At 53.8% G+C, this 24,150-nt stretch carries 22 protein-coding genes; 10 read left to right on the forward strand and 12 right to left on the reverse strand.

Annotation, left to right across the window (positions count from 1 at the left end; all coding sequences use genetic code 11):
* Window positions 1-597: hypothetical protein (locus H6F43_RS18875; protein ID WP_190344355.1), on the forward strand; the 597-nt coding region annotated here is incomplete at its 5' end.
* Between the two features lie 17 nt (window positions 598-614).
* Here H6F43_RS18875 and H6F43_RS18880 read toward each other — a convergent pair.
* The 3 genes from H6F43_RS18880 to def form a co-directional block, all read right to left on the reverse strand.
* Window positions 615-1,997: a PrsW family glutamic-type intramembrane protease gene (locus H6F43_RS18880; protein ID WP_190344356.1), complete on the reverse strand. Its 1,383-nt coding sequence runs from the start codon at window positions 1,995-1,997 to the stop codon at window positions 615-617.
* A gap of 61 nt (window positions 1,998-2,058) precedes the next feature.
* Window positions 2,059-2,265, reverse strand: coding sequence for a hypothetical protein (locus H6F43_RS18885; RefSeq protein ID WP_190344394.1), 207 nt, complete (start codon window positions 2,263-2,265; stop codon window positions 2,059-2,061).
* Between the two features lie 95 nt (window positions 2,266-2,360).
* Window positions 2,361-2,927 (reverse strand): peptide deformylase, encoded by a 567-nt coding sequence (gene def / locus H6F43_RS18890; protein WP_190344358.1) that lies wholly within the window; start codon window positions 2,925-2,927, stop codon window positions 2,361-2,363.
* A 250-nt stretch (window positions 2,928-3,177) separates the two neighbouring features.
* On the opposite strand from def, the gene mscL reads away from it, so the two are divergent.
* Complete coding sequence (gene mscL, locus H6F43_RS18895; RefSeq protein ID WP_190344360.1) at window positions 3,178-3,609, forward strand: large conductance mechanosensitive channel protein MscL; 432 nt, start codon at window positions 3,178-3,180, stop codon at window positions 3,607-3,609.
* Between the two features lie 138 nt (window positions 3,610-3,747).
* Complete coding sequence (locus H6F43_RS18900; protein ID WP_190344362.1) at window positions 3,748-5,100, forward strand: NAD(P)/FAD-dependent oxidoreductase; 1,353 nt, start codon at window positions 3,748-3,750, stop codon at window positions 5,098-5,100.
* Window positions 5,101-5,265: 165 nt separating this feature from the next.
* On the opposite strand, the gene H6F43_RS18905 is transcribed toward H6F43_RS18900, so the two are convergent.
* The 4 genes from H6F43_RS18905 to H6F43_RS18920 form a co-directional block, all read right to left on the reverse strand.
* Window positions 5,266-5,715 (reverse strand): SRPBCC family protein, encoded by a 450-nt coding sequence (locus H6F43_RS18905; RefSeq protein WP_190344364.1) that lies wholly within the window; start codon window positions 5,713-5,715, stop codon window positions 5,266-5,268.
* A gap of 294 nt (window positions 5,716-6,009) precedes the next feature.
* The gene (locus tag H6F43_RS18910) at window positions 6,010-6,543 is read right to left on the reverse strand and encodes a hypothetical protein (RefSeq protein WP_190344366.1); all 534 of its coding nucleotides are present in this window, start codon (window positions 6,541-6,543) and stop codon (window positions 6,010-6,012) included.
* Window positions 6,544-6,978: 435 nt separating this feature from the next.
* Window positions 6,979-7,962 (reverse strand): RNA polymerase sigma factor, RpoD/SigA family, encoded by a 984-nt coding sequence (locus H6F43_RS18915; protein WP_190344368.1) that lies wholly within the window; start codon window positions 7,960-7,962, stop codon window positions 6,979-6,981.
* Window positions 7,963-8,546: 584 nt separating this feature from the next.
* The gene (locus tag H6F43_RS18920; RefSeq protein ID WP_190344370.1) at window positions 8,547-10,265 is read right to left on the reverse strand and encodes an ATP-binding protein; all 1,719 of its coding nucleotides are present in this window, start codon (window positions 10,263-10,265) and stop codon (window positions 8,547-8,549) included.
* Window positions 10,266-10,615: 350 nt separating this feature from the next.
* Here H6F43_RS18920 and H6F43_RS18925 point away from each other — a divergent pair, with 350 nt between their 5' ends.
* Window positions 10,616-11,989, forward strand: a complete 1,374-nt coding sequence (locus tag H6F43_RS18925; protein ID WP_190344372.1) for a GH1 family beta-glucosidase — start codon at window positions 10,616-10,618, stop codon at window positions 11,987-11,989.
* A 280-nt stretch (window positions 11,990-12,269) separates the two neighbouring features.
* A complete protein-coding gene (locus H6F43_RS18930) occupies window positions 12,270-13,760 on the forward strand; it encodes an adenylate/guanylate cyclase domain-containing protein (protein ID WP_190344375.1) in 1,491 nt (496 codons plus the stop codon).
* Here H6F43_RS18930 and H6F43_RS18935 read toward each other — a convergent pair.
* Window positions 13,690-14,172 (reverse strand): rhodanese-like domain-containing protein, encoded by a 483-nt coding sequence (locus H6F43_RS18935; RefSeq protein ID WP_190344377.1) that lies wholly within the window; start codon window positions 14,170-14,172, stop codon window positions 13,690-13,692. The two genes, H6F43_RS18930 and H6F43_RS18935, sit on opposite strands and share 71 nt — an antisense overlap.
* Window positions 14,173-14,351: 179 nt before the next feature.
* Here H6F43_RS18935 and gcvT point away from each other — a divergent pair, with 179 nt between their 5' ends.
* Window positions 14,352-15,488, forward strand: coding sequence for a glycine cleavage system aminomethyltransferase GcvT (gcvT, locus tag H6F43_RS18940; protein WP_190344379.1), 1,137 nt, complete (start codon window positions 14,352-14,354; stop codon window positions 15,486-15,488).
* Window positions 15,489-15,499: 11 nt separating this feature from the next.
* On the opposite strand, the gene H6F43_RS18945 is transcribed toward gcvT, so the two are convergent.
* Window positions 15,500-16,249, reverse strand: coding sequence for a hypothetical protein (locus tag H6F43_RS18945; RefSeq protein ID WP_190344380.1), 750 nt, complete (start codon window positions 16,247-16,249; stop codon window positions 15,500-15,502).
* A gap of 157 nt (window positions 16,250-16,406) precedes the next feature.
* On the opposite strand from H6F43_RS18945, the gene gcvH reads away from it, so the two are divergent.
* On the forward strand, window positions 16,407-16,796 hold the full coding sequence (gene gcvH, locus H6F43_RS18950; RefSeq protein WP_190344382.1) for a glycine cleavage system protein GcvH: 390 nt from the start codon (window positions 16,407-16,409) through the stop codon (window positions 16,794-16,796).
* A gap of 82 nt (window positions 16,797-16,878) precedes the next feature.
* Here gcvH and nuoB read toward each other — a convergent pair whose 3' ends face one another.
* Both nuoB and H6F43_RS18960 read right to left on the reverse strand, forming a co-directional pair.
* On the reverse strand, window positions 16,879-17,622 hold the full coding sequence (gene nuoB, locus H6F43_RS18955; RefSeq protein ID WP_190344384.1) for an NADH-quinone oxidoreductase subunit NuoB: 744 nt from the start codon (window positions 17,620-17,622) through the stop codon (window positions 16,879-16,881).
* 111 nt (window positions 17,623-17,733) lie between these two features.
* Window positions 17,734-19,284 carry a glycosyltransferase family 39 protein gene (locus H6F43_RS18960; RefSeq protein ID WP_190344386.1) on the reverse strand — a complete coding sequence of 517 codons (1,551 nt, stop codon included), beginning with the start codon at window positions 19,282-19,284 and terminating at the stop codon, window positions 17,734-17,736.
* Window positions 19,285-19,405: 121 nt separating this feature from the next.
* On the opposite strand from H6F43_RS18960, the gene H6F43_RS18965 reads away from it, so the two are divergent.
* From H6F43_RS18965 to H6F43_RS18975, 3 genes are all read left to right on the forward strand, one after another.
* Entirely contained in the window at window positions 19,406-20,755 is a 1,350-nt protein-coding gene (locus H6F43_RS18965; protein ID WP_190344388.1) for a CPBP family intramembrane glutamic endopeptidase, read from the forward strand.
* A 43-nt stretch (window positions 20,756-20,798) separates the two neighbouring features.
* On the forward strand, window positions 20,799-21,461 hold the full coding sequence (locus tag H6F43_RS22425) for a retropepsin-like aspartic protease (protein ID WP_199290448.1): 663 nt from the start codon (window positions 20,799-20,801) through the stop codon (window positions 21,459-21,461).
* 96 nt (window positions 21,462-21,557) lie between these two features.
* Window positions 21,558-22,628, forward strand: coding sequence for an amino acid ABC transporter substrate-binding protein (locus H6F43_RS18975; protein ID WP_190344390.1), 1,071 nt, complete (start codon window positions 21,558-21,560; stop codon window positions 22,626-22,628).
* A gap of 31 nt (window positions 22,629-22,659) precedes the next feature.
* Here the strand turns inward: H6F43_RS18975 and H6F43_RS18980 are convergent, their stop codons facing one another.
* A complete protein-coding gene (locus H6F43_RS18980; RefSeq protein ID WP_190344392.1) occupies window positions 22,660-24,117 on the reverse strand; it encodes an ATP-binding protein in 1,458 nt (485 codons plus the stop codon).
* Window positions 24,118-24,150: the final 33 nt, after the last annotated feature.

Consider the following 24,150-nt stretch of genomic DNA (forward strand, 5'->3'; position numbering starts at 1 on the left):
GTCACGTGTAAGGGGACTGCCGATGAGTCGTTTAGCGAAGAGAGCGTCACGGTTGCGGAAGCCCCTGCTGCTAAAATTTCGTATCCCTGGAATCCAGCTGATCTAGAGGCGGATGAGTTCTTCGCGCAGGTGGAGCAGTCCTCTATTTTTGACGCAATGGAAGCCGAGGAAATTTCAGCCCGATCGCAGGCGTTCTTTGCTCAAATTGATGGTCTCTGGGCGACGCCTACCGTTTCCCTACGAGAAGTCTTGGCTCAGCGGTTTAGCGCTCGCGTGCCAGATGCTGTTCTCAGCGCGATCGTCGATCGGGCTCAGCAGATCGTGTCCTCATCCCGCTCGTTGTCAGAGCAGTTGGTGCAGTGCGTTCAAGATCTCCTACCCAGCCTGAACCAAATAGTTGAGGACGATTTGTATATCATGGCGCGTCCGCTCGCGTTTGAAATGCGTGGTCCTGCTGCCAATACCGCTGTAGAAGACAGTTTGGCTAAAGTGCGATCGCTTGATTGGAATGCACTATCCGAAACTGAGAAAGCTCGTTTAGGCTTGGTCATCGCGAGCTGTGCGCTGGCAGAGCTAGAGACGCAGGCTAAAGCATAAATCTTCCCGCTGCCTGACTACCGATACAGCCGAGTGGCAAAATTCTGCGATCGCGTCGGAGACAACTCCCGCGCCTTCAGAATTGCAGCTCCAAGAAAAGCATAGGACAGGACTCCGACGACCGCCAGAACGATCGGGCTCTGTGTGCCCGTAGCGTTCCAGAGCGCGTGCAGCCCCGAAGCTGTCAAGTATCCCACTCCCAGAATTAGCCAGCGATTGCGCGATCGCAGCACGCTCAAGCCAATGAAATAGCCCAAATAGCCGCTGTATGCCATGTGTCCGGCAACTGATCCTAGCACTCTTGGAATCAGCAGCTGCAGACTGGCAAGCTGAGCCGCTCCTTCGCCTGACTGAAGCGTGGCTTTGTAAATTTCGGGAAGGTACTGTCCCATCGTTTCCAGCAGAGTAAAGCCCACGGCTGATGCCGCACCCAAAAGAATGCCATCGAGCGGTTCCCATACGCCCACTCGCTCTCGCCACGGCGATCGTAGCCAGGTACCGCACCAGTAAACTAACAGGATCGGCAGCGCTTTCAGCAGCTCTTCCATCAGCCCCGCCCCAAAAAACATCTGGATCAGCAGAACAGGAAAGCTGACGCTGGCATCCTCATCGGGAATCTGACCGGGCAAAATGGTGCGGAACACAAAAATAAAGCCGTCTAGCACCGGACTGACTAAAATCAGCATGGTCATTACTGACACACCTGCCAGTAACCACCACGGCTTGTGCTTGCCGCAGAGTTGATAGATGAAGTAGTGGGCTGCGCCAGATAGGTATGCCGACAGCAGCAGATTGAATACCAACGGGTCTCCCACTGCTAAAAACAGCAGCACGACGAACGCAACAGTAATGCCACCTGGCAGCAGATAGGCTTTGCTAGTGAGTTCTCGCCCAGTAGAAAAAATTGGAAATAGCTGCGTTAGACTCACCGAGTCCGATCGTGGTGCAGGTGGCACCGACGCCGGAGCAGGTGGAAGCGTGGTGCGAAAGGCAGCGTTAGCCGGATCCGGCGCGGGGTTATTCGCAGGCTCAGGGGCATAGCCGTACTCAAACACAAACTCAGGACCCTTTTGCCCCAGCATCAGTCGATCGCCAGGCTGCAACACCTGGCATCCCATTAAGCGCTGCCCATTCAAAAAGGTGCCATTGGCGCTGTTGAGGTCGCAGACCTGCCAAAACTGCAAGGTATCACTCGAGCCAAATCCCAGAATTGGACTGATTTCGATGTGCCGTCGCGACACCGATCGATGCAAAAGCGGGTCCAGCACAATATCGCAGCGCGGATCGCGCCCGAGCAACACGGGTTCTGTCATTGACAGCGCGTGTCGCGGCTGGCGTGGCTCTGCCGCACTACTAGTCGCTACCTGCCGCAGAAATGCAATAGACCGATCACCCACCATGGTCAGGGAGCACTGTCAACTGTCGATTCCCTACACCCTACACCTGATCGCGACTTACTCGCTACGGCTGATTTGCCTTCGCATCCCGAACCGCCGCCATAAAAAAGACAATCACTAGCGGAATACTCAGTGCCAAAATAATTCCAGTTGTCAGTGTGCCTAGCTGTGCCTCTCCAGACGACAGTTCAAACACTGAGCCAACTGCTGCGATCGCGGCAATGCAGGAGCCAGCCAGAAACACACCACTTTTTGGAGTCACGCTTACTATATCCTAAAAAATTGACAGCTTGTCCGAAGTAGGGTGAAGCGGTCGGTGAGCCAATCCTCGTATTACATAAGAATGATTGCCCAACTGCTACGCTTCTACGAACGCAGCGCTTTGACTGCTTGAGCAGAAAATCCATGCTTAGCGAGTTCCTGGTTCAGCAGCAGCGCATTCTCAACGCGGTCTACAAATAGAACGCCGTTGAGATGATCGATCTCATGCTGAATGCAGCATGCCAGTAGTCCAGTTGCCGAGCGCTTCTGCGGACGACCGTGCTCATCTTTGTAGGACACCTCGATCGCGGCTGGACGCTTAACATCTAGGTACACACCGGGAATGCTGAGGCAACCCTCCTGCGTCACCGAGATGTCGCGGCTAGATTGCTGAATCACTGGGTTGAGCAGCACCAGCGGAGGTGTAGCGGGATTGTCAGGCTCGCAGTCTACCACGATCACTTGCTTATTCACGGCTACTTGAGGTGCAGCCAAGCCAATCCCATCAGCGCTGTACATCGTTTGCAGCATTTCCCGAACAAGCTGCTTTACCTCGATATCGACTTTGGCAACTCGCTTTGCAGGCTGACGTAACACGCGATCGCCGAGACGATAAATCTCTAACGGCGGCTTTGCTAACTTCTTCTTCTCAACCAAAACCTCAGCAGCCATGAATCTGTTACTCACCGATAAAGAATTAATGTCGGAACGATTCCGTCTTAAGTCCATCTTAACGAATTCAGCTCAAGAGCGATAGTCGATCGTCCGGTAAGTACCGAATTCACTTCAGGCACCGTGTGATCTTCCATCCGCGCGTTTCCTTCCAGGGAATCCGTTCTTTCAGCTTTTTACAGAGCTTTGTGCTTCCCTATATAATTCACCCGTTAAACGAAATTCAGCATTATATATAAGGATGAGGACTATGGCACGACGAAGCGGCGGCTTTTTATCGGATTTTCGGAAGTTCCTAATGCATGGCAACGTTGTTGACCTAGCTGTTGCTGTCGTAATTGGGGGTGCGTTTGGAAAGATTATCACGTCACTGGTAGAGGACATTATTACGCCTGCCATCCTCGATCCGGCGCTCAAGGCAGCCAGAGTTGAGAATCTGCAACAGCTAACGATTCCAGATACCGGAATCAAATATGGCGCGTTTCTTGCTGCCGTTCTCAGCTTCTTGGTGGTCGCCCTTTGCCTTTTCGTAATTATTCGCGCGTTTGAGCAAGCGAAAAAACGCCTTGTACGAGAAGAAGCCGTTGCAGAAGAAGCACCTGATCCCGCTGTTGTGCTACAAGAGCAAACGGCAGTCGCGATCGATCGGCTGGCTCGTGCCCTAGAAGCCCGCAATTTGTAATGAGTGGGCAACTTGAGCAAATCATGACGGACGATTAGCCGAATCTTTACAGCCTCGTAGCTGTTGTTACCCACACAACCAAGTTGTCCACTTTATGCTAGTAACAGTGGACAAGTTAGGAAAGGTCAGACAGTCAACATGGTTGAAACCGCTGAACGGCATCAAGTGGTCATTGTAGGAGGAGGATTCGGCGGACTGTACGCGGCCAAAGCGCTGCGTCGCGGTCCAGTCGACGTCACACTGATCGATAAGCGCAATTTTCATCTATTTCAGCCGCTTCTCTATCAAGTTGCGACGGGAACAGTATCCCCTGCCGACATTTCCTCGCCGCTGCGCTCTATTCTCAGCAGGAATCGAAATACCACCGTACTCATGGAAGAGGTGATCGATCTCGATCCAGAACGGCAAAGAGTGATTCTAAAGGGCAAAGAGCTGCCGTATGACACTCTAATTGTAGCAACGGGTGTCAGCCATCACTATTTTGGCAATGAGCAGTGGAAAGACACGGCTCCGGGGTTGAAAACGGTTGAAGACGCCTTGGAGATGCGCCGACGCATCTTTATGGCGTTTGAAGCAGCGGAAAAGGAAACCGACCCAGAAAAGCGCCGCGCTTGGCTGACGTTTGTAATTGTGGGCGGCGGACCTACGGGGGTAGAACTGGCAGGAGCGATCGCTGAGCTTGCCTTTGGCACCCTGCGTGATGATTTTCGCAATATTGACACCACTGAAGCGCGCGTACTGCTGCTGGAAGGACTCGATCGCATTCTGCCGCCCTATCCGCCAGAGCTATCGGCAGAAGCCGCTGCATCTCTGACGCGACTGGGCGTTACAGTGCAAACCAAAACGCTCGTAACAGACATTGAGGGAGCCACTATCACCACACGCCAAGGTGAGCAGACCGAGCAAATTTCTGCCAAAACTGTTTTGTGGGCAGCAGGGGTCAAGGCGTCAGCACTGGGGCAAGTAATTGCTGATCGTGCGGGAGTAGCCCTCGATCGGGTTGGACGGGTCATGGTCAGTCCGGACCTCAGCGTTCCCGGACACCCCAACATCTTCGTGATTGGCGATTTGGCGAACGTCTCTCATCAGGATGGTAAGCCGCTTCCAGGTGTCGCTCCTGTTGCCATGCAGGAAGGCCAGTACGTCGCTAAATTGATTCGACAGCGACTCAAGGGCGGCAGCGATTTCCCTCCCTTCACCTATACGAATGCCGGAAGCCTTGCGGTGATTGGGCAAAACAGAGCGGTGGCAGATCTGGGATTCATCAAGTTCTCAGGACCGATCGCCTGGCTGATCTGGGTCTTCGCCCACATTTATTACCTGATCGAGTTCGACAACAAGCTGATCGTGATGCTTCAGTGGGCTTGGAGCTACTTTACTCGCAAGCGAGGCGCTCGGTTAATCACCGGGGAAGCCTCTCTGATGCAAGTGGGCACGACGCCCGACGGGGAATATCGCTCTCCGGTACCCGATGCCACGGTCAAGGCATGACGATCGACAGATATTAGGATTCAAGCAGCAATTTGCTCAACTCACCGTTCAGGAAATTGCTGCTTGAATTATGAAGCTGATCGATTTTTGGCATACGCCGTGGGAGAAACGAATCGGTCCACATCCCTCAATCGCATCATTTCCCATCGGCTGTTGAAAAGAAAATTAGTTCGGCGTCCTGGCTTGCAGAGCGTACTGGCGAAAGCGCTCTAAATCTGCCCGCAGCGTCGATTCTACGGCTCGCCCAATGAACAAATTGTCAAGCAGCTGCCCCAAGAATCCAGGAATTGCGTAGGCAATGGTCATCTTGACGATGCTGCCTTTGTCGCCACGATCGTAAAACCGAATTGCGCCCCGATTGGGCAAGCCATCCACCGATTCCCATTGAATAATCTGCTGCGGCACGATTTTGAGAATGCGCGATTTCCAAGAAAATTCTAATCCGCCTGTACTTAGCTTCCAGAGCGAAATATCCGGAGTCTCCTTTGGCACCGTCACAGAGTCGATCCACTTCATCCAGCGGGGCATCTGCTCTAAATCCGACCACAGCCCCCAGACATGCTCGATCGGGGCTTCAACTTCAATTTGGACGCTGTGTTCAAGCCAGTTGGACATGGGCGCTGGGAGTGCAGGGATAAATAGACAATGCTTCAAGAGCAGCGTCTAACACAGAATGCTAGCACTATCGCTTCAATGCGTGTTGGGTTACGAGCATTTCTGTTGTTAGGTTAGCCGCCTAGGCAGGGACGTTGCTGGAAGGAAGGGTCTAACCGTTCGAAAATCCCCAAAGCTTGGAGGACTTCGCAAGGATAATGGACAGAAGCATTCAGCAACGAGCTGTCAAAAGGTTTAAAGCATTCCCTAGCAGTCCACTGGGTTCTCTAAGGAATTCGTTGCAGTTACGTCCGATTAATTCAGGTGCTTTGCTTGCGTCTGAAGATCAGCTTTGCACACGTCCAGCATGCGTTGATCGTTATCGCTCAGGGAAGTCAGGCGGTGAAAGCCTTGTAGATTAACTGCCTGCTGAGCCGGATTTCCGCTTGATGCCACATTAGTAGTGCGTTCAACAGCGATTTCAAATGGATTCTTGGAGCGATCGTAGCTGTTCACCACACTCAACGCTAGCTGGTCGGCTTGAAAGCTGCCAGAAGCGCAGTCAAACGACGAGCGCGGCATGTACAGAGCCCCTACAACGCTTCCCTGATTTACCTCGAATACGAAATAGCCTTGTCCAACTTGCTCCGGTTCTGGCGACTGTCCGTAGAGGTAAACGCCATTCGGCAGGGTTGCTGGTACAGAAGCCGATGACTGAGGAGCGGCGGAAGTGGCAAACGTGGACGCCGCAATCGTTGCAACGCTAGCGACTAACGCACCTACCGCAACCCGACACGACTGATGCAGAAGAGATGACCACGACTGGAAATGAATCGTTGTATTTTGCATCGTCAGTTCTCCTCCGGATAAAAAAGTGGGTCAACAAATTAAACTGCGGCTAAAACAGTGTTTGAAAATCGAAACGAATCGTTCGTAACAGTGCGATTTCAGGAAGCCCCAACCCCTAGGGGCGGTCGTTGAGACTAACTACAGCTTCAATCGACTGCATTCCAGAAACCTTAGAGACAAGACTACGAAAAACAGGGACATTTCGCGTCGTCCATACGGTTCACCTGATTGGACGAATAACTACTCACTTAGCTAGAGATGAGTAGAGCAAAGCTTTTGTACTGCGTCGCTCTATCACTATCAAATCACCAAGGAATCGTAGCGGATGTTACGATCGGTGACGGTTTTTGTACTGGCACGGAAAATCCCCGGCTTCCCAAAGAAACCGGGGATTTTTAGACAGCCAGGAAAGACGACTGTCCTTCCTGTACAGCACTAGCTAGCGAGATACTCGCGCACATTCGCCTTGCGGCGACGCAGTTGATCAAGCGCTTGCCGCTCAAGCTGGCGCACGCGCTCGCGGCTGAGGCTCAACCGCTCCCCGACTTTGGCTAGCGACAGCTCGTGTCCATCCTCTAAGCCATAGCGTAGAGTCAGTACTTCGCGCTGTTGCGGAGTCAGATCTGCCATCAGAGTCTCTAGATCCTGACGCAGCGACTCTTGAGCCATGTAGGACTCTGGTGAAGGACCGTCATCTTCTAGCAAGTCTTGCAGCTCGGTGTCTTGGTTGTCACCGACGCGCAACTCCAGCGAGACGGGCTGACGAGACATGGTGAGATACTCGCGGATTTGGGCTGGCTCAAGCTCCAGCGCGTCCGCAACTTCGGCAGCCGTGGCAGCGCGACCCAGCGACTGAGCCAGCTCTCGTTGCACTTTCTTGATCTTGTTCAGCTTCTCGGTGATGTGGATTGGCAGTCGGATCGTGCGGGCTTGCTGCGCGATCGCGCGAGTAATCGCCTGACGAATCCACCAGTAGGCATAAGTAGAGAACTTGTAGCCGCGAGTTGGGTCAAACTTCTCAACACCGCGCTCTAGTCCCATCGTGCCTTCCTGGATCAAATCCAGGAATTCTAGGTTGCGCTTCTGGTATTTCTTGGCGATCGACACAACCAACCGCAGGTTGGCTTCGATCATCTTCTGCTTAGCGCGCTGTCCGCGCTGCATAATTGATCGCAGGTCGTCCTCGCTCACGTGGGCGTGATCGGCTAGCTCTTTCTCGCTTGGCTCGTGGTGCAGCTTCTTGGTAAGCGCGTCTTTCTTCTCTTGCAGCACCATCATTTGCTGCACTTGCTTACCGTAAACAATCTCTTGTTCATGGGTCAGCATCGGCACGCGACCAATTTCGTGCAAATACGTACGAACCATATCTGCCGTAAAGGTCGATTTTGCAGGCTTCTGTGTCGTGTTGGCAGTAGGCATGGATGCAGTATGAACTCCGTAGACAAAAAATGGAAATTAGGGGACTGAGGCGAATCAGTCAGCACCTCCAGAAATGCCAAGGCAAGGGAGCGTTGGGATAGGTGAAGCTGAACTAAGACCCTGCCAGGATACGGAGGGGTTCAACGGAAACGCTGGAAGGTGGCTAGAAAATGGTGTGACCCTGTAGCGGTGAATGAATACCAAACTAGGCTACTGATGTAGAAGCGGGGTCAGTGCGTAAGACGGAATCATTATGAGTTCAGTCTTCATTGTAGCCTATATTATAGACGGAAGTAAAGGGATTAGGTTTCCTCCGATCGGGTGACTTGGCTGAAGGATTGCACCCGCTTCAGGTAATCCAAAATCTATAGAATTGCTTGGGCTCGGCGCCATACGAACATCAATATATTGAGGCATCAACAGGGTCCACTCGTTACTATTAATAGTGCCGCGATCGCGCGCGACAATCTAGTCTCATCTGAGAGGGATAACCGTACTTTTGCCTCTGCTAAAGGACGGATAGCTGGGTACGAGAGAACTTCAAAAACTTTGAATTTAAGATTAAGAATTTAGACTTAACCGCACTAGAACCCCAAATCTGCCTTGGCCGACTTTGCCGCCTGCAACACGGTTTCAGTGGGTAGCTCTTCCCAAGCGGTGTCACCAATCTCGGCGTAGAAGGTTTCGTCGTAGGGGCGGGTGCGAACGACAACGGGCATGGGTGTGGCATGTCCCAAGATCAGTGCTTGCTGCTTCGAGTCAAGTTTTGATAGGACCGATCGCAAATTTTGAGCGCCAGAGACGCCTGTAAAGATGGCGTCAATGTCCTTCTCATCGTTCAGTAGGGCAGTGATGCGGGTGCCAATCTGCGACATGACTTCGTTATCGATCCCCGACGGTCGCTGATCGACGACCAGCAGCGTCACGAAATATTTCCGCATTTCGCGGGCGATCGTGCCAAAAATTGTTTGTCCTACCGTAGCAGGATCGAGAAAGCGGTGCGCTTCTTCGATCGTCACAACAAGCTGGCGAGGGCGATCGGTGACGTTCTTCGTCTGCAAAAATTTCTCCGCCTTCAGCACATAGCTAGCGTGAATCCGACGAGCGATGATATTTGTTGCCAGCATGTACGAAAGCAAATTCGACTGAGAGCCAAACTCTACAACGACATGCTTTCCGGCTTCCAACGACTCCAGAACTTGCCCCACGTAGTTATGTGGGCAGGAGTTGCGGATGTACTTCAAATCATCGAGTCGGGTCAGCTTACGCTGGAGCGCCATAATCGACGACTTGCTGCCCATTTTGGTTTCGCAGAACTCCTGAATCTCACTGTTGCTCATTGCGAGCAAGCGGGTGATCCAGGATTTGCCAAACTCGTTGCGCAGAATAATCGCATTTTCTAGACTGGCTTCTGAGAGATTCAGCTCGCCCCGCACTAGAAGCAAATCCTCGACGTCGATCTGGTCGTAGCTGATGTAAAGTTCTTGAGCATCGCGCACGCCGCGCCGCTTTGTAGAGCTAGGGTCAAGCGTGTAGATCTGCACCTGACCGGGAAATAGCTGCCGCAATCCTTTAACGGTGCTAAACTGCTTGCCTTCCCGTGCGGCTTCCCAGCCGTACTCGGAGTGCATGTCAAAAATTAAGTTCACTGCTGCCTGTTTGCGAATGATCCCCGATAGCAGCAGCCGCGTCAGAAACGATTTTCCCGTCCCCGACTTGCCAAACACGCCATTGCTGCGCTCCACAAATCGATCGAGGTCCAAGCACACGGGCACGTCCATATCGATCGGCTGCCCAATGGCAAAGTTACGCCGATGCGGGTCATCTTCCCAGCCAAACACCGCGCGGAAATCTTGCTCGCTGGCGTCGTATACCTGACTAAAGTGGCTTGGAATTGTTTTGACTGGAAGTAGTTCGATGTCGGCGCTCGACTGAGGTTGCAGGGAGGAAAGGGAGGAATTTTGGATTTTGGATTTTGGATTTTGAATTTCTTCTAGTTCCCGCTTCCCTTGATTAATCATCAGCATGGGCGTTAAGTCGATCGTCCCGTAGGTGCCCGACCCTGCTAGTACTTCCTGCAAAAACGTATTGGTTGGATCAGGCGGATTTGCCACGATGCGAGGACTTGCAGTTCCTAGAGCAACATCGGTGAGCATGCAGAAAAAGCGCGATCGCATGCCCTGCACGACCAGAAATTTGCCCACGCGCATTTCTTCTACGGAGACATCGGGATGTAGTCGAACTTCCAGTCCTTGACTCAACGATCCCTGAATTACCGAGCCTAATGGCTGCTCTAGAGTCATGCCAACCTTTGCCTAGTCTTTGGCAAATCATAGCTTGGATGGCAGTGCAGTTAATACATTCGTTCTAGAAGTTTAAGGGGTTAGCCGTTGGCAATCCGGTGGTAGAACGTTCGGTAGATAGGTAATTGCCAACAACGAATGGGTAATCGCCAATAACCCGTTACCAGAGTTACCGTTGTTGGGCTGTTGTCCGCGGCGAGTTAGGTGATCGATCAGTCGATCGAGCCGCCCTATTGCCGCATTGGTCGAAGCCAGGTTTTGAAATGGATTTTGAATTGTGACTTTTCAAGGAACCCACCGTGATTCAGAATCCATAATTTGGAATTCAGCACCCAAAACTTTTTGACAGTATGACGAGCTACCAATTTCCCGACACGTTTCGCTGGGGAGCAGCAACCGCTGCGTACCAGATTGAAGGTGCTGCTACTGAAGACGGACGCAAGCCCAGCGTTTGGGACACCTTTAGCGCCACACCGGGACGCACGCTCAACGGCGATACGGGCACGATCGCCTGCGACCATTACCATCGCTACGAAGCCGACGTGAAACTAATGGCGGAGTTGGGCATTCGGCACTACCGCTTTAGCGTGTCGTGGTGTCGAGTCATTCCAGACGGGCGCGGCGCGGTGAACGACGCTGGAATTGATTTCTACAAGCGGTTGGTCGATTGCCTGCGCGACCACGGCATCACACCCCATGCGACCCTATTTCACTGGGACAGCCCGCAGGCACTAGAGGATCGCTACGGCTCTTGGCGCAGTCGAGAGATCGCGCAAGATTTTGCAGACTACTGCACCGCTGTTGTGACCCGGTTGGGCGATCGAGTCACAAGCTGGATGACCATCAACGAAATTGCCTGCTTTACCCACATGGGCTACGCCGTAGACCACGACCCGCCCCACGCTCCTGGTACTCGCGTTCGTCGGTCTAGGGACGTATGGCAGACCTCGCATCACGCGCTGTTGGCGCACGGATTGGGCTGTCAGGCAATTCGGGCGGCGTCTCCGGGTCCATGCTCTATTGCGCTAGTGGACAATCCAGCCGTTACGGTTCCGCTAACCGAATCGCCCGCCGATATTGCAGCTGCTCAGAGAGCGCTGCATACGTGCGGAGCCAATGGAGGCATTTTGTTTCCAGCTTTGACGGGTGCGTACAGTCCTGCGTTGCTGGAGCAGCTGGGTGAGGACGCCCCGATCGTTCAGGATGGCGATCTGGAGACGATTCACCAGCCGATCGACGCGCTAGGACTCAATATCTACACGGGCACGTACGTTCGGGCGGCTGAGAACGAACGGGGCTACGAGTTTCTAGAATTTTCTGATACCTATCCGCGCCTTAATATGCCGTGGCTGTGGATCGTGCCCGACGCGATTTATTGGGGCGTGCGCCACCTACGCGAAACGCTGAACCGTCCCGATTTACCGGTGTTTATTAGCGAGAATGGCTGCGCAGCTCCCGATCGATTAACCCCTCAGAACGAGGTGTTGGATACCGATCGAATTCTATACTTGCGTCAGTATTTCAAATCGGTGCATCGAGCCGTAGACGAGGGTTATCCGCTTCACGGCTACTTCATCTGGAGCCTGATGGACAACTTTGAGTGGGCGTGGGGCTACGATCGCCGTTTCGGTATTATCTACGTTGACTATTCCACGCAGCGACGCTTTCCTAAAGCTAGCTTCCACTGGTACGCCGAATGTATTCGTCAACGCCGAGTTGTCTAGTCAAACGCCTCTGTTCGTAAGCGTTGATACAGCCTCCTCGTTGTGTAATAACGTACACCTAGTTCAGTCTATCCAGGGGCGGATTTGATCTAGATCACGAACCGATGTGACTGAGATTACGTCTAAACTGTGTAGAAGGAAATGTGGTGCTAGGGGTGCTCTACTGCTGTCGATTCAGACTCTCAAGCAGCAAACGCGATCGCGTTTACGGCGTCGGAGTGCATCAACCGTGCTAAGAAAAGACGGCACAGCCATTGTATTCGCTTACCCCTCCAGGCTCATGGTAGACCGTGTTCCCAGCATCTTACTCGTTGATGACGAACCCACTAATCTGTTTCTGCTAGAGGAGCTCCTGCAAGCGGAAGGATATGTAACTCACTCGGCTAGCTCTGGCGCTGAAGCCTTGGCGATCGCGCGGACTTGTCACCCGGACCTCATCCTGCTGGATGTCATGATGCCGGAAATGGACGGGTTCGAAGTTTGTCAGCAGCTACGCATCGATGAGCATCTACAGGCGACTCCGATCATCTTTCTGACGGCTCTGACGGACGATCAGTCCCGCCTAAAGGGACTGGAGGCGATGGGCGACGACTACTTCACTAAACCGATCAATCATCCATTGCTGCTGGCAAAAATCACGAACCTGTTGCGCCTGAGTCAGATGCGTGAGGCGCGTGTGTCGCCGCCCGCTCAGCCGCAGGAGCAGTTCAAGCAGCAGGCAGAAGCGGCGTGGCGCGTTAATGAAGTCCTGTCGGAGAAATTTCGGCTGTTTGTGCCTGACCAACTGCTGTCGCGCATTGCACCAATGGGAGTCGAGTCGATTCAAGTCGGCAATGCAACCGAAGAAGAAGTGACTGTGCTATTTTGCGATATTCGCGGTTTTACGGCGATCTCGGAATCACAAGCCGCCACAGAAACGTTTGATTGGCTGAATGCCTTTTTCTCGCACATGCACAGCGTCATCGAAGCTCATCACGGCTTCGTAGACAAATACTTAGGCGATGCCGTGATGGCTGTGTTCGATCGCCCACAGCAGCAGGCGCAGGATGCTCTGGATGCTGCGGTAATGATGCGACAAACCTTAAACGACTTTAACCGCGATCGGGCTGTTTTCAAGCTGAAAGAGCCGATCGAGGTGGGCATTGGCATTCACACGGGTCAAGCCATCATTGGCACGCTTGGCTCCAAGCACCGGATGGACTCCACCGTCGTCGGCGATGCGGTCAATACTGCCGCGCGATTGCAGGAATTAACTAAGCTCTACGACTGTTACATTCTTGCTAGCGACGCGGTGATCGATCGCCTCACCGAGCCAGATCAGTTCTACTGTCGCTGGATCGATTCGGTGACGCCGCGCGGAAAACAGCAGCAGAGCCAGCTCTACGAAGTATTAGGAACGACCACGATCGCGCTAGATGCCGCAAAACTGCAATTGCAGCCTCTATTTGAACAAGGCATTCAGCAGTGGACTCAAGGCAATCCAGCGCTAGCGCTCACGTCCTTTCAGCAGGTTGTGGAGCAGAATCCGCTGGACACGATCGCGGCACTCTACCTGAAGCGCTGTCAGGCGTCAATTCAGCGGCAGGCGCATTTAACCCCGTTTTCTGGAACCCAAGTGTCGCTTGAGGAACCCAAGAGTAGTTTCAGCTTAGTGGATCGTTCACCGTCAGCGAAATCTTGGCAATCTGATTCAGCCGTTGCTATGTTCCACTCCACAGCTCTCGACGCAGCAACCGCCCCCACGTGGCGTTATAGGGATGCACTTGCTTGACAGCCTCACCCGCTTGGAACAGTGGGCGACCTTCATTTGCCCACTCGAAGATTGAGCCTTCTAGATTGGCAACTTGGTTAAATCCGGCGGCTTGCAGACGATCGCTGAGTCGCGACGATCGATAGCCCACCGAGCAGTAGACAACAATGGGCATGTTGGCACAATTGCTCAAGGCGGCGAAGTCTACTGCGTTCGGATCAACCCGTTGAGCATTCGGCAAATGGCTAACCGCATACTCGTCTGCGGTACGAGCATCGAGTACGATCGGCTGCGGTCTCTCTGGCTGGTCGAGCCAGTCTGCAAGTTCCGCTGTCGAAATCTGTCTGACGTCAGGAAATTGCAGCCGAATCAGCCGCTTCAGGGCAAACCAAAGCAGCGGATTCGGAGTCTGGTTGAAAGCAGTGTGCGTCATAGTTGCTGGGATGGATGGGTCAACGACTGCGGCAACATGGAAACGATCGAGCACGAGCGGACCTTAAATCAGGAGTAGGAGAACGATCGACGGCGGACTCTCTGCAACTGAACCTGAACGACGAACGTCATGAAGCATTAAGATCAAAGCTCTGAGGCTCCAATACCCTTCAAAATTCTATGGCTGAATCCAGTCAGCGCAGCGCAGCAGACTTGCACTCGGACATTCCGGTGCCGCTTATCCGCACGCCACTATTTGACCTCGCGATAAATCTCAACGCCCGCATGACTGCATTTTCTGGTTGGGAAATGCCAGTGCAGTACAGCAGCATCAGTCGAGAACATCAAGCCGTACGATCGACCGCGGGTATGTTCGACATTTCCCACATGGGCAAGTTTGCCTTGACGGGCAATGTGCTGGAGCAAATTCAGCGCCTCGTGCCCTCCGATCTCAGCCGTCTGCAACCGGGGCAGGCGCAGTACACAGTGCTGCTAAATCCGCAGGCGGGCATTATCGACGACCTGATTTTTTACTATCAGGGCGATCGCGAGGGACAGCAGCGCTGGGTGGCGATCGTCAATGCCTCCACGAGCCTGAAAGACAAAACTTGGATGCTAGAGAATTTAGACACCGCTGAGCTTGAGTTTGAGGACCTATCGCCAACAAAAATCCTGCTGGCAGTGCAGGGACCCACAGCGGTGAACCAGTTGCAGCCGCTTGTTGCAGCGGAGTTGTCCACGATTAAACCCTTTGGGCATCTGGAAGCAGCGGTGCTGGGGCATCCTGGATTTTTGGCGCGCACAGGTTACACAGGCGAGGACGGCTTTGAAGTTATGGTTGATCCAGACGTGGGGCTGGAGCTGTGGCGATCGCTCCTCGCTTCTGGTGTTGTTCCGTGCGGCTTGGGTGCCCGCGACACCCTGCGGCTAGAAGCAGCGATGGCGCTGTACGGACAGGACATCGACGACACCACAACGCCGCTAGAAGCCGGATTGGGCTGGCTGGTGCACTTAGACACGAAGGGCGAGTTTATTGGGCGATCGGTCTTGGAGCAGCAAAAGCGCGACGGGGTACAGCGACGGCTCGTGGGACTGCAAATGCAGGGACGTAATATTGCCCGCCACGGCTATCCAGTGGTTCATGAGGGCAAGCCCGTTGGGGAAGTCACGAGCGGAACACAATCGCCAACGCTAGGACAGGGGATCGCGCTTGCCTATGTGCCCACGGCGCTGTCCAAGATTGGGCAAGAATTAACCGTGGAAATTCGCGGCAAACTCTATGGAGCAACCGTCGTCAAGCGTCCGTTTTACCGTTGATCGTACGAATCTTACGGCGTCGCTAAGAACGCTTGAATCGTGGCTGCCAGTTTCTCTTTGCTTTCTCTGCCGCTGCTGAGATACCGCGACAGCGGGATGTGTTCCCCAGAAGCGAGCACCAAGCGAACGCGATAGGTGCTGCCGTCACTATCCGAGCTTTCTTCCACCTCGACCGCTGCAATGTCATTCAGGCTGTAGTGGTCTTGGCAGCGTCCTCGTTGGACGGTTAGCGTGTTCTGGTGCCGATCGAAGCTGAAGGCATGCGTCCTGCCAAGAAACAGGGCGATCGCGCTGCCGACGCCAATAAATAGCGCACCGAATGGAAAGGCAAGCCAGCGACCGTCTTCCTCGATCAAGAGACTTGGCTCAAAACTCTTCGCAAAGGTCTGAATCTGTGTCGCTTTAGCCTCTTTGCTGCTGTAGCCAGAGCTGAAATAGTCTGTGAACGGGACGGTTCCTTGCGGCGTCAGCAGCACAACTCGATACGTGCTGCCACCATCGCTACTGGAGGTGGTCTCGATCTCAGCTCCCTGTAGAGTGCTGAGTGGAATCGTTTGAGTCGTAGAACCAAGCACGCTTGAGCGCTTCAGGTGACAAAGGCTGTCGGTAAGCGGGGCACGACTGCATGACAGCACATCCAGCTTGGCAAACAACACGATCGCCAGTGCTCCCGCCGCCGCAAAGACGAAACCAAACGCCCAACCGTGCCACACAGGCTGTTTCAATTTGAGGCTAGTAGAGGTGTGCTCGATCGTCTTCATGCTCTGCTCAAAACGCTTGTGAAAAACAACACTCGTTCTGATAACGTTCCCGCAACGTTCACGCGATCTTCATTGGAGTAGAGCGCTAGAAATCCTTTTCAGAGTTGCAGCACTGGCTTAGAATCCTAGGAAGCACGCTGATTGACTGAGGCATCTCATGGCATTTGATTATCCTGACGATCTCAAATACCTCGACTCGCACGAATACGCTCGACTAGACGGGGACATCGCGACGATCGGCATCACTGCCTTTGCCGTCGATCAACTCGGCGACATCGTGTTTCTGGAACTGCCCGATGTCGGCGAAGCCGTGGCGAAAGGCGACAAATTTGGCACGGTGGAGTCCGTTAAAGCAGTAGAAGATCTCAACTCTCCTGTAACGGGCACGGTGATTGAAGCGAACACCGCACTCGTCGATGCCCCAGAACAGTTAGCAGACGATCCCTACGGCGAGGCGTGGCTGCTGAAAGTGCGGGTTGATGGTTCTGGCGATCTCGCTGACGCGCTCACGGCTGACCAGTACCGCCAGCAAGTCGAAGGCGAGTAATAAGCTTGTCCCATAAAAGAACCCCGCCTCGTTGACAAGGCGGGGTTCGGGCTTTCCATCGAAAGCAGTTTCACCAAACGGGCTACGCGCCCGATCCTTCAGCGAATTTCTTCGGTTCCATTGCCTTAAGTACCTCAGGCAGCGGAATGCCCGTTTGCTCTGCGAGTTCCGCAGGCGGCTTGTCACGGTAGGGCGATTGCAAATATTGTCCCGTGCTGACGTTCGGCACTTTCTTTAACTGATGCGGAATGGTGTAGTAGCGGTGGGTCTGCTGAATCTTGCCGCGCTCTTGCAGCGATTCGTTGGCAATTTTCTTTCGCAGCTTAATGATGGCGTCAATGATGGCTTCGGGACGCGGCGGGCAGCCGGGAATATAGACATCGATCGGCAGAATTTTGTCTGCACCCCGAATTGCCGTAGGAGAGTCAGCGCTAAACATGCCACCAGAAATCATGCAGGCTCCCATGGCAATGACATATTTAGGCTCTGGCATTTGCTCGTAGATGCGCCGAGTGGGTGCTGACATCTTCATGTTCAGGGTTCCAGCCAGAATCAGCAGATCGGCTTGGCGGGGACTGGCACGAGGAACTAGTCCAAAGCGATCGAAGTCAAATCGCGATCCAATCAGCGCCGCAAATTCAATAAAGCAACATGCCGTTCCGTATAGGAGGGGCCAAAGACTAGACAGTTTTGCCCAGTTATATAGGTCGTCTACTGTCGTCAGAATCACATTCTCGGACAGTTGTGAGGTCACCGTCGGGTACTCCGCCGGAGAAGAAAGCCGCTCGTTATCTGCCAGAAAATCTAAAGAGTCGGAGTTTGGCATGGGGAAGTTCTAAACAACACCAAAACAGGCACCGCTTTGAACAGTGGCGCTGCCTTCACCCTACTAAACTAAGGCAAATTTCGCCGTCTATCAAGAGAGGGAGACGAATCGTCAGTAAGGTCGTGGGTAAGGCTTTTGTAGCGTCTGGCAGCGGTAAACCTGAAGCACCTGCACGATCGCCCCACCGCGCCGAATCGGAATCTCCCCCAGTTTATCGATGCGCTCGAAGTAGTCGCTGTACTGAGCCTGCACGGTTTGACTGGGACGATCGAAGCCAATGTACAGCCCCGTTCGTCCAACCCAGGATTCAGCCGTGGACCAGAAGGCAAAACCGCGCAGGTCGTGGCTAAAGCAGGTGATGGGGATTGGGGTCAGCGGAGAGATCGCCATGCCCACCTGTCCTGCTAGAAACAGATCGCTGGTAAACACAAAATCTGCCTGACGCAGTTGTGGAGCGATCGTTGCAAATTCCCCTCGAAGCTGGGAGATGTCCAGCAGTTGCGTCGAGGCATCCTGACTCGGAGACAAAAAGCCGCCAAACAGCGCCAACTGGCTTGGCTTCTGAAAAATGCCGTTGGTCACATGCAGCAGCGCCACCAGCAGCAAACTGCTAACTGCCAATCCCGTTCCCCACAGCCACCGTCGTCGTGTCCGCGCTTGCCACTGCGCTGCAGAGTGTCCCAGCAGCAGCGTCGCGCTCCAGAATCCCGGCATTGCCCACGTCGGCAGAATGGGACGGTAGCCACCCATCAGCGTGAAGGTGAGCATGAGCGGCAGAGACAGCCAGAGCAGGAAACTGCATGAGGCAGGAGGCGTGGAAAACAGGGTGCGGAGGCTAGTCCACCAAAGCGGAACGCCGATCGTCGGAAACAGGTAACCAACCCCTGCAAGGACCGTAACTAGCAGATCCAAAAGGCTGTAGCCGCGATCGGGAACGGCGCGCCCAGACTGAAACCGAAGCGAGATCCAGTCGTGCTGTACGTTCCAAATCACGATCGGCAACAGCGCCAGCAAAAATAGCCCCACACTTGCCAGCATCCACGGCGACCTCAGCGCTTTGCGATGATTTCGGCTCGTCAGGCAAAACCCCACCAGCCCAAACCCCAGCGCCAGCCCGTGATACTTTGCTAAACACGCCAGCCCCACCAGCAGTCCCAACACTGCTAGCCGATAGCTCGGACAATAGGCGGCTTCGCGCTGCGACGGTTCTGCCGCCGGAAAAAACTCGATCGCCGCTACGTACAGCCCTGCCGTCCAAAAAAACATCAGCGGCGCATCCGGCAGCGTCAACACGCCAAATCCCACAAAAAAGATCGGCGCAACGCTCGCGATCGCCACCGTGACGATCGCCGCCTTACGAGAAAATAAGTGAGCACTCGTGCGGTACACCAGCAGCAGCGCGCCCGTGTACAGCAGCAGCGCGCCCCAGCGAATTGTGAACTGGGACACGACGCCCGTTAGCCACGGTCCTAACCCGGTAGACAGCGCCACCAGCAGCGGATGATCAAAATAGCTCCAGTCAAGATGCTGGGTATAGAGGTAGTAGTACGCCTCATCAAAGCCCGGTGGCAAAAAGGCGGCGATCGTTCCCCGCAGGAGCAGTCCTCCCAGCAGCAATGCTGCTAGCTGACGATTTTCTCGCTGGTTCCACCACTTGCCCACCTGCGCCCACCCTACCGCAACGGTTACACTCTACACGACGACGGCATGGCATCTTTGGCAACAAGCGAGAAAAGCGAGAGTGCTATGATTTCAGGGTTCGTTAAGCTCGGTTGCTTTGTCAATGCCTGTGCGCTTTTTGCTCGATCGATGTGAATTCGCTCAACCTAAAAAATACGACGGCAAGGGTGAGGTTCAGGTTGCGATCGTAAGCTGTTTACTGTGGTTTTTTGCCATTGTGATTCGATTAGGATTTAGCAGCAAACCTTGGACATTGATAGAGAAGCTAGTCGAAGCGGGATCATTTGTGGTGTTTGCTGGAATCCCGGTATTTTTTCTCGCAACGCCTCATGGAACTGCGTTTGCGCGAAAGGTTCTGCTTGCCAAAAGTGGTTTTTGGTTTCAAGCGATCGTCTGTTTTTTGCTGTTAACTTATATCAGTCTGGTTAAATTTTTAGGGTTGAATTCGATTAATTTCATCTGGTTAAATCGACTGGATGATCTGATTTTTTCAAATCAGTTTTGGCTGAACACAATTCTACTTTTGATTGGCGTTTTCGTTGTTCTCAGAATTCCGTTTCGACTCCTAGAGCTGCGCAATCGCCCTATTCGTAAACCATTTCATCAAGACGTAGAGCTACTTGTTCTTCTATTTCTTAATTTTATTTATATCAGTCTGTCGAATACATCGCTTATTTCAATTCGATTTAACTCTGAAAACTCAGGCTATTTTGTTGGATTCGCTTACATTCTTATTTCCTGGTTAATCAGCAGAACGATCGCCAAACGCTCTACATCTTCTGGCTTTGATTTTTTGTTGGCAGCCGCGTGTCTTGGCAGTCTATTTTGGTTTTCGACACCCGGATTTAGCTTTGGAGTGTTTATTAGCCTGACTCTATTTGTGCTGGTCGTCATTCATGGAACCGGACTGGGGCGAGAGCACTTCGGCTTTAGTTTTCAGGTGCGCTGGCAGGATGTTCGATATTTGGCGATCGCGATCGCGATCGCCATTTTGACGTTAGTTCCGATTGCCTTGCTAGGACAATTTGTTAACCCAACGGCTACTGAATTTACGCTGAGCCGTGCCCTATTTTTGTTGAGCTACGCGATTCTATTTAGCTTCAGAGTCGGGGTTTTTGAGGAAGTGCTGTTTCGCTCTGGTTTAATGACGCTAATTCGCGATCAGTTTCAGCAGTGGAAACGCCTCGATCTCAAAACCTTAGTGCTCGCGTCGGCGATCGCGTGCTCGATTCTGTTTGGGGTGTCCCACATTGGCAACGAACCCGGAGCAGCCAGCGTGCTGTCACCACTGGAATACAAAGCCGTTTACGCGGTGTTGGCAACGATCGCGTCACTGTTTTACTCGTTCGCGTTTGGGGAAACGAATCGACTCTGGGCGTCGATCATCATCCACGGCGTCGTGGACACCACCGCAGTCGTGCTGTTAGGAGCCGCACTCACCGTGCCGTTTTAGGGAAAATACTGGGGCAACTACTGTTTGACGAGGCATCCAAAGCGTGGCAGAACAAGAGAAGAGTATTGAACGATCGCTCTGCCTGAGTCAGGGCAATTCATCCAAGGGAGTAAGCACCGTGAAGACAGGTTTGGTTGGACTGGCTACGATCGCCAGCGTCGTGTCTGTTGCGCTTTCGTCAGCCGCCATCGCTCAGCCTCGAAGGGCAGTTCCGCAGGCTCAAGATGGCAACGTCTGCTTCTTCACGACCTCCTCTGGTCGTACAGTGAGCTTGGACAAGCTATGTGGGGCTGGAACGTCGTCCTCTCCATCGCTCGCGCCGGCTTCGACTGCTGCCACAGGCATGTTCTCAGCTCGAATTAAGCGGCGCATGAATGGCATTCCAGTCATTGATGTCACCTTTAATGGCAGCCGCAAATTTGAAATGATTGTTGATACTGGAGCCAGCGGCACGCTGATTACGCGATCCATGGCAAAAGCGCTTCAGGTACCCGTTATTGGCAGAGTGCGATCGACCATTGCAGACGGGAGCACCGTGATTTTTCCCGTAGGTCGGGTTAAGTCCTTATCGATCGACGGCGCGACGATTCGCGATGTAGATGTTGCGATCGCAGAGCAAATGGATGTCGGGCTGCTGGGACACGATTTCTTCAACAGCTACGATGTGAAGATCAAGCAGCATGTGGTGGAGTTTTATCGGCGCTAGCAGCCGTCGAAAGCGGTGTAGAGTGCGGTACAGTGGCATGTGTGACCAACGTGCTGAGCACGATCGAGCAACTCCATAAGCCACTTCCCACTCCCCATGCGCCGCTGGACTTCTTTTCTTCTTGCTGCAACTCTGCTGGTTCTGCCGCTGACGGCTTGCGGAGACGATCCGTCAGCGACGGCTCCAGCACAAAACGCTGGCGGTGGACCGCAGGCAAAAGGACGACTGGCAACGGTCCTTAGTCGAGGCAAACTCATTTGTGGCGTTAGCGGCGAACTGCCCGGATTCAGCTTTGTGACACAGGACGGCAAATATTCCGGGCTGGATGTCGATGTGTGTCGAGCGATCGCCGCGGCACTGTTCGACAACCCCGACGCTGTAGAGTTTCGCAACCTGAACGCGAAGGAGCGCTTCACCGCTGTTCAGACGGGCGAAGTGGACATCCTCAGCCGAAACACAACCTGGACAATTAGCCGTGATACCTCGACGGGGCTGGAGTTTGCGCCAGTCGTGTTCTACGACGGACAGGGCATCATGGTAAAACGCGCCAGCGGTGCTAAAACCTTAGCAGACCTGAGGGGCAAGTCGATTTGCATCCAAACGGGCACCACGACGGAGCAGAACTTGACCGACCAAATGCGGAAGCGCAACATTCCCTACACCCCCGTGGTGTTTGAGGATGTCAATACCACCTTTGCCACCTACGCTCAGGGACGCTGCGACGGGGTAACTGCCGATCGCTCTCAGCTCATTTCTCGCCGCACAACGCTGCCCAACCCAAACGATCACGTGATTCTTGAAGACGCTCTATCTGAGGAACCGCTGGCTCCCGCCGTTGCCGATGGCGATGCCGCTTGGAGCAATGTGGTTCGATGGGTCGTGTTTGCCTTACTCAAAGCTGAAGAACTGAGCGTCACGACGCAGAATGTGACGCAGCAAACAGCCAGTAACGATCCTACAATCAAGCGGTTTTTGGGAACTGAAGGCGACTTAGGCAAAGGCATGGGGCTATCGAACGATTTTGCCGTCCGCATCGTCAAGCATGTGGGCAATTACGGCGAAGTGTACGATCGCAACCTAGGTCCCAAAACCAGCCTAAATTTGCCACGCGGACAGAATACGACGTGGACTAAAGGCGGATTGCTGTTTGCGCCACCGTTCCGCTAGCGCTGATTGCAAGCGCTCCAGCCTCGCGCTTCTACGGTGCGGCGGGCAGGGTTAGGGTGAGCGCGGTCTGCCCAGAAACCGCTGGGTCAAGCGCTAAGTCACCTGTATGCGCTCGCGCAATCTCGCGCGCTAGGCTCAGTCCTAATCCAATTCCCTCGACTTTGCGCGTTCGAGCCGGATCTCCGCGATGGAAGCGATCGAAAATCCGGCTGCGATCGTGGGGTGGAATGTCGTTTGAACGATTGCTGAGGGTAATGGAGACGCTGGCGGCGTGACGTCGAGCCTGAATCCGAATCCAGCCGTTCGGTAGATTATATTTGATCGCGTTGCTGATTAGATTTTGCAGCACTTGAGCCAGGAGATCTCGATCGCCCTGCACCCGTAAACCTGGAGCGATCGCTGACTGAATCTCTAGGTGCGGTGCCAAGAGTTCGATGTCCTCTAGCATCTCAAACAGCAAGCCGGATAGGTCCACCTCAACTCGATGCAAGCGCATCTGTCCAGCATCCGCAAGGGAAAGCAGCAGCAGCTTCCGCACAATTCCGCTTAAACGATGCACTTCATCGAGCAAATTGCTCAGCGTTTGTTGCACCTCGGAGCCAGGATCCGCCTGTTGCAGCGTGCGCTCCAATTCTCCCTGCAAAATTGCCAGCGGCGTCTTTAGCTCGTGGGCAGCATCGGCACTAAAGCGGGATGCCTGCTTGAAGCTGCGTTCCAGTCGCTCCAACATCTGGTTAAACACCTGAATCAGTTCGACGAATTCAACATCCGTTGTCCCGATCGGCACTCGCTGTTCCAGCCCACTTGCCGTAACGTTGCCAATTGCCGCTGTGAGCCGTCGAATCGGATGGAGGCTACTGCCAGCAATGCCCCACGCGCCGCCTGCAACCAGCAGCAGCACCCCCGGAATGGCAATCAGAAAGATGTTGCGGATCGCAACCATCTCCTGATCAACCGCATTCAGGCTGACCGCGATCGCGACCTGAGCAGTAGGTGTTATGGCTGCACCAATCCGCCAAATTCCAGTCGCCGTGTGCTGAGTGCTGAACTGAGATGGTGGCGGAAGCTCCGGCGGGCGAAGACGCAGGGGCGATCGTGAAGAGAACGGAGTCGCTTCAGAAGGGGTTGAGGAACGAGCACCCGGACGGAATGGAACCGGCTGTTGGAAGCGGCTAACATCCAGATCTACCGCCCATTGCTCGGATCGATACAGCACTTGCCCGTCAATCCGCCTAACAAAGATCGCGATCGGGGTTTTGGCATTGGTGCCAAGCGCGCGGGAGAGAGACGCTTCGTAAGCCTGCCAACGTTCGGGCGATCGAGGACGACCTGCCCGCATCAGTTGGCTCTCTAGCTCGGCATCCAGACGGCTCACCTTCGCGTCATAGATCAGCCACCACGAGATGACGCCAAATCCAGCCAGAGCGCTTCCAGCCAGGACCGCAGACAACAGCGCAATGCGGATGCGGAACGAGCGCAGCTTCACCATTAAGACTCAGGTTGACGAAACCGATAGCCCACG

Source organism: Leptolyngbya sp. FACHB-36, from assembly GCF_014695955.1.
Classification (GTDB): domain Bacteria; phylum Cyanobacteriota; class Cyanobacteriia; order Leptolyngbyales; family Leptolyngbyaceae; genus FACHB-36.

Coding starts and splice junctions, on each gene's coding strand:
- H6F43_RS18880 (WP_190344356.1), bottom strand. CDS start 1,997: ATGGTGGGTGATCGGTCTATTGCATTTCTGCGGCAGGTAGCGACTAGT.
- def (WP_190344358.1), bottom strand. CDS start 2,927: ATGGCTGCTGAGGTTTTGGTTGAGAAGAAGAAGTTAGCAAAGCCGCCG.
- mscL (WP_190344360.1), top strand. CDS start 3,178: ATGGCACGACGAAGCGGCGGCTTTTTATCGGATTTTCGGAAGTTCCTA.
- H6F43_RS18900 (WP_190344362.1), top strand. CDS start 3,748: ATGGTTGAAACCGCTGAACGGCATCAAGTGGTCATTGTAGGAGGAGGA.
- H6F43_RS18905 (WP_190344364.1), bottom strand. CDS start 5,715: ATGTCCAACTGGCTTGAACACAGCGTCCAAATTGAAGTTGAAGCCCCG.
- H6F43_RS18910 (WP_190344366.1), bottom strand. CDS start 6,543: ATGCAAAATACAACGATTCATTTCCAGTCGTGGTCATCTCTTCTGCAT.
- H6F43_RS18915 (WP_190344368.1), bottom strand. CDS start 7,962: ATGCCTACTGCCAACACGACACAGAAGCCTGCAAAATCGACCTTTACG.
- H6F43_RS18920 (WP_190344370.1), bottom strand. CDS start 10,265: ATGACTCTAGAGCAGCCATTAGGCTCGGTAATTCAGGGATCGTTGAGT.
- H6F43_RS18925 (WP_190344372.1), top strand. CDS start 10,616: ATGACGAGCTACCAATTTCCCGACACGTTTCGCTGGGGAGCAGCAACC.
- H6F43_RS18930 (WP_190344375.1), top strand. CDS start 12,270: ATGGTAGACCGTGTTCCCAGCATCTTACTCGTTGATGACGAACCCACT.
- H6F43_RS18935 (WP_190344377.1), bottom strand. CDS start 14,172: ATGACGCACACTGCTTTCAACCAGACTCCGAATCCGCTGCTTTGGTTT.
- gcvT (WP_190344379.1), top strand. CDS start 14,352: ATGGCTGAATCCAGTCAGCGCAGCGCAGCAGACTTGCACTCGGACATT.
- H6F43_RS18945 (WP_190344380.1), bottom strand. CDS start 16,249: ATGAAGACGATCGAGCACACCTCTACTAGCCTCAAATTGAAACAGCCT.
- gcvH (WP_190344382.1), top strand. CDS start 16,407: ATGGCATTTGATTATCCTGACGATCTCAAATACCTCGACTCGCACGAA.
- nuoB (WP_190344384.1), bottom strand. CDS start 17,622: ATGCCAAACTCCGACTCTTTAGATTTTCTGGCAGATAACGAGCGGCTT.
- H6F43_RS18965 (WP_190344388.1), top strand. CDS start 19,406: ATGCCTGTGCGCTTTTTGCTCGATCGATGTGAATTCGCTCAACCTAAA.
- H6F43_RS18975 (WP_190344390.1), top strand. CDS start 21,558: ATGCGCCGCTGGACTTCTTTTCTTCTTGCTGCAACTCTGCTGGTTCTG.
- H6F43_RS18980 (WP_190344392.1), bottom strand. CDS start 24,117: ATGGTGAAGCTGCGCTCGTTCCGCATCCGCATTGCGCTGTTGTCTGCG.